Origin of the sequence: Steroidobacter sp., from assembly GCF_016790065.1 — a bacterium.
Lineage (GTDB): Bacteria > Pseudomonadota > Gammaproteobacteria > Steroidobacterales > Steroidobacteraceae > Steroidobacter.
This window is the reverse complement of sequence record NZ_JAEUPY010000387.1, coordinates 1-4424: the sequence shown is the minus strand read 5'-3', so window position 1 is coordinate 4424 and position 4424 is coordinate 1. Positions and strand designations below refer to the sequence as shown.

The 4424-nt window shown below is 60.5% G+C and carries 3 protein-coding genes; 2 read left to right on the top strand and 1 reads right to left on the bottom strand.

Going from position 1 to position 4424, the window contains the following annotated elements:
- Together JNL55_RS16030 and JNL55_RS16025 are read left to right on the top strand one after the other, a co-directional pair.
- The coding region (locus JNL55_RS16030) for an efflux RND transporter permease subunit (protein WP_293855468.1) at positions 1-1663 on the top strand (1663 nt) is incomplete at its 5' end.
- Positions 1656-3074, top strand: coding sequence for an efflux transporter outer membrane subunit (locus JNL55_RS16025; protein WP_293855465.1), 1419 nt, complete (start codon positions 1656-1658; stop codon positions 3072-3074). The genes JNL55_RS16030 and JNL55_RS16025, both read left to right, overlap by 8 nt.
- Positions 3075-3525: 451 nt before the next feature.
- Here the strand turns inward: JNL55_RS16025 and JNL55_RS16020 are convergent.
- Positions 3526-4424 (bottom strand): efflux transporter outer membrane subunit (locus tag JNL55_RS16020; protein WP_293855462.1); only part of this gene is annotated, 899 nt, incomplete at its 5' end.

Genomic DNA, 4424 nt, shown 5'->3' with positions numbered 1-4424 from the left:
GCATGGCCACCCGACTCGTCGTGGTTTCTTCGGCTGGTTCAATCGCACCTTCGATCGTGCGGTTGAGCGCTACGAACATGGCGTGGTGAAAGTATTGAAGCGGCCGCTGCAAGGCATGCTGGCGTTCGGCGCCATCGTCCTGGTCATGGGCCTGTTGTTGTTACGCCTGCCCACCGGCTTCTTGCCCACCGAAGACCAGGGCCAGGTGATGGTGCAATTCACATTGCCGCCGGGTGCCTCGGTGACGCGCACGCTGGAAGTTGCCAAGACCATCGAGAAGCATTTTCTGGAGAACGAAAAGAACAACGTGCGCACCATGTTCACGATCTCCGGCTTCAACTTCAGCGGTAGTGGCCAGAACGCCGGCATGGCATTCGTGAACTTGAAAGATTGGAAGGAGCGCTCGGGCGTAGAAAACCGCGCCGACACCATCGCCCAACGCGCCACCGCGGCGTTATCGTCGATTCGCGATGCGCAGGTGTTCTCCCTCAATCCGCCGTCCATCTCCGGCCTCGGTCAGTCGGGCGGTTTCGAATTTCAATTGCAGGCGAATGCCGGCGTCGATCGCGAGACGCTGCGACAAATGCGCGAACAGTTGCTTGCCAGCGCGCGTACCGACGCAACGTTGACTGCCGTGCGACTGGGCAGCTTGGCTGACACGCCACAGCTGCATGTTGATATCGATCAGGCCAAGGCCAGCTCCCTGGGCTTGTCGTTATCCGACATCAACACTTCACTGAGCGCCGCCTGGGCCGGCGTCTATGTGAATGACTTCATCGATCGTGCTCGCGTCAAGCGCGTGTACATGCAAGCCGATGCGCCGTTCCGTTCGGCCCCGGAAGATCTGGCTGATTGGTACGTGCGCAGCGAGGGCGGCACGATGACACCCTTCTCCGCTTTCGCCAGCACCAACTGGACGTATGGTCCCGAAAGCTTGAGCCGCTACAACGGCCTCGCGTCGTATTCCATTCAAGGCTCGGCAGCCCCGGGCGTGAGTTCGGGCACGGCCATGGACAAGATGGAAGAACTGGTCGGCAAGCTGCCGGCCGGCGCCGGCTTCGACTGGAGCGGCCTGTCGTATCAAGAGCGTTTGGCCGGCGGTCAAAAGAGCTTGCTGTACGGCATTTCCATTCTGGTGGTGTTCTTGTGTCTGGCCGCGTTGTACGAGAGCTGGTCAGTGCCCTTGTCGGTGATGCTCGTGATCCCGCTCGGTGTGGTCGGCGCCGTGTTGGGCGCGAGCCTGCGAGGACTGGAAAACGATGTGTACTTCCAAGTCGCGCTACTGACTACCATCGGCTTGGCGGCGAAGAATGCGATTCTGATCGTCGAGTTCGCCGAAGCCGCGTACTTGCGCGGAGCCACGCTGATGGATGCGACTCTCGAAGCAGCACGCTTGCGTCTGCGTCCCATCATCATGACCTCGCTGGCCTTCATCGCTGGCGTGATGCCACTCGCAGTGTCCACCGGCGCCGGCGCTAATAGCCGTATCTCCATCGGCACCGGCGTGGTCGGCGGCACGTTGACCGCCACCGTGCTGGCCATCTTCTTGGTTCCTTTGTTCTTCGTTCTGGTGCGCAAGCTGTTCAAGGATCGCCCCGAGCCCGAGCCGACACCGGCCGTGCCGAATGACAACGCTCCGAACGAAGGAGCTCAACATGCGTAAGCCAACTTTCACTCTAACGCTCGCAGCGACGGTGTCGCTGCTCCTTGCCGGCTGTACGTTGGCGCCTCGCTACGACCGCCCCGCTGCTCCGGTCGCTGACACGTGGCCGACCGGCCCGGCTTACGAAACTGCTCAGGCGGCTGATAAGACTGCCGCCGATTTACCGTGGCGTGAGTTTGTCGTCGATGAGAACTTGGAAAAAGTCATTGAGCTGGCGCTGACCAACAATCGCGACTTGCGTAGCGCACTGGCGAGCATTCAGTCCGCGCGGGCTCAGTATCGAATTCAGCGGGCCGATTTGATGCCGAAGATCAACGGCGATGTCAGTGCGACTCGCGCCAAGAGTTTCAGTAGCGTTAGCGGCACGACTTCAGAAAGCGAGTACTACACCGCGAGTGTGGGCTTGAGCGCCTTCGAGATCGACTTGTTCGGTCGCGTACGCAGCCTGTCCAATGCCGCGTTGGAATCATACTTCGCCACCTCCGAAGCGGGTCGCGCCACACGCATTAGTTTGATCGCTGAAACCGCAAGCGCGTATCTCACGTTGGCGGCTGACAACAGTCAGCTGGAACTGGCGCGCAGGACGGTTGAGAGCGCGCAGCGCTCCATGAACGTCACTCGCAAGCGTTTGGAAGCCGGCGTGTCTTCGCGCTTGGATGTGCGACAGGCTGAAACCATTTATCAGCAAGCCCGTGCCGATTTGGCTAGCACCACCGCTTTGATCGCTCAGGATAGAAACGCGCTGGAACTGCTGACTGGCAGTCGCGTGCCTGATGAGTTGTTGCCCAAGGAACTGCCTGACGATCATCACTGGCTCGCCGATGTGCCGGCCGGCTTGTCGTCCTCGGTGTTGCTGACTCGTCCGGATGTGTTACAGGCTGAGCATCAGCTCAAATCTGCCAATGCCAATATCGGCGCGGCCCGTGCTGCTTTCTTCCCGACGCTGTCGCTGACGGCTAGCACGGGATTAGCCAGCACTGAGCTGTCGGATCTGTTCAACAACGGCGCGTCGGTTTGGTCGGTGGGACCGAGCCTGACTTTGCCCATCTTCAATGGCGGCGCCAATGTCGCCAACCTGAGCTACGCCAAGGCACAGCGTGACCTCTATGTCTCGCAATACGAGCTGGCGATTCAAACCGCGTTCAAAGAAGTGGCCGACGCCCTCGCCGTTCGCGGCACGATCCAAGAACAGCTCGATGCCCAACGCGCCTTGGTCGAAGCTGCGGCGGATAGTTATCAGCTCGCTGAGGCTCGCTATTCCAAGGGCGTCGACACGTTCTTGAATGCGCTCGACGCTCAACGCACGCTCTACAGCGCTGAGAAGTCGCTGGTGTCGGCTCGCCTGACTGCTAGCGACAATGTCGTGACGTTGTATCGCGTGCTCGGCGGCGGGCTTGCTGGCGAGGAATAGGACTTTCCAGAAGTTTTGCATGGAATGAGCGGGACGGTCGCCACCGCGGCGTCCACGGGTGAAGTCGCGGGCACGCGGCACTGAACGGTGGCGGAGAGAGAGCCGAAAGAAGTCTTCGCTGCCGCCAGCTCAACGAAGCGCCCGCAGTAGACCGGCCAAAGGGAAATGTCCTCTCGCCGCCCAGAGTAAAGGCATCGGCAGCCGCATCTGCTGCCACGAACGTTTCGGCGGTGGCTGTCGGGGGGAAGTGTCCTCTCGGCAGTTGGAAATACAGGGACGTGTTTTCCTACAGGCTCAACAGGGACGTGCGCGGAGCGGCGCAATGCGCTGCGACCGTGCCGGTGCCGAGAGGACACTTCCCCCTGACAGCCGCCGCCAGCTACCCAGCTTGACGGCATCTTCAGCCACCTGACCCAACGGCATCTTGAGCCGCCGCGAGCCACCGCAACTCTTAGCCGCCGCCGTCCGCCCCACCCATAGCCAACAACAACTGCGCCGTATCCGCGAAGCGCTGCGACTGAGCCTCTAACAGACCAAGCCGAGCTTGCAAACTCTGCCGCTCAGCATCGAGCACCGACAACACACCAACGTTGCCAGCGCTATAACTGGCACGCGCCAACTCAACACTAGCCTTCGCCGTATCCGCAGCAACGGTCTGCGCATCCAACAGGTCCTGGTCATGCTTAGCAGCCTGAAGCAAATTGGCAATCTGCCCGAACGACTCCAGCACCGTCTGCTGATAGTTCGCAGCACTCACATGCACAGCCTCCAACGCAGCTCTACGCTCAGCTCTCAAAGTGCCGCCGTCGAACAACGGCGCAGTAATCCCGTTGATCAAACTCCACGCCAAACTCGACGAATCGAACAGCCGCCCAGTGGTCACCGCTTCCTGACTCCCCGTCGCTGACAGAGTAATCCGTGGATACAAGTTCGCCGTCGCGACACCAACGGCAGCCGTCGCCGCATGCAACTGAGCTTCAGCCGACAAAATATCCGGCCGCCGACGCACCAACTCAGACGGCACCGTCACCGGCACCTGCTGCGGCAAACGCAACTGATCCGACGTCACGAAGTCCGCATCAGCATCAACCCATTCCGACGGCGCCTTCCCTAGCAACACAGCCAACGCATGACGTGCCGTATCGAGCTGCTGACGCAACGGTGGCAACAACGTCGCATCCTGAGCCAACTGCGTACGCGCACTCAGCTCATCCACTTTGGTGACGGTGCCAGCCTGCAAGGCGCGTGTAACCAAATCCAGATTCTTCTGGTCTTCGGCCAACAGCTCTTCGACCGCCTGAATCTCCGCCTTGGTAAAGACGATGGTGAAATACTGAAGCGCCACATTGC

Excerpts from the sequence above, each read along its gene's own strand:
- JNL55_RS16025 (WP_293855465.1), top strand. The coding sequence starts at position 1,656 with ATGCGTAAGCCAACTTTCACTCTAACGCTCGCAGCGACGGTGTCGCTG.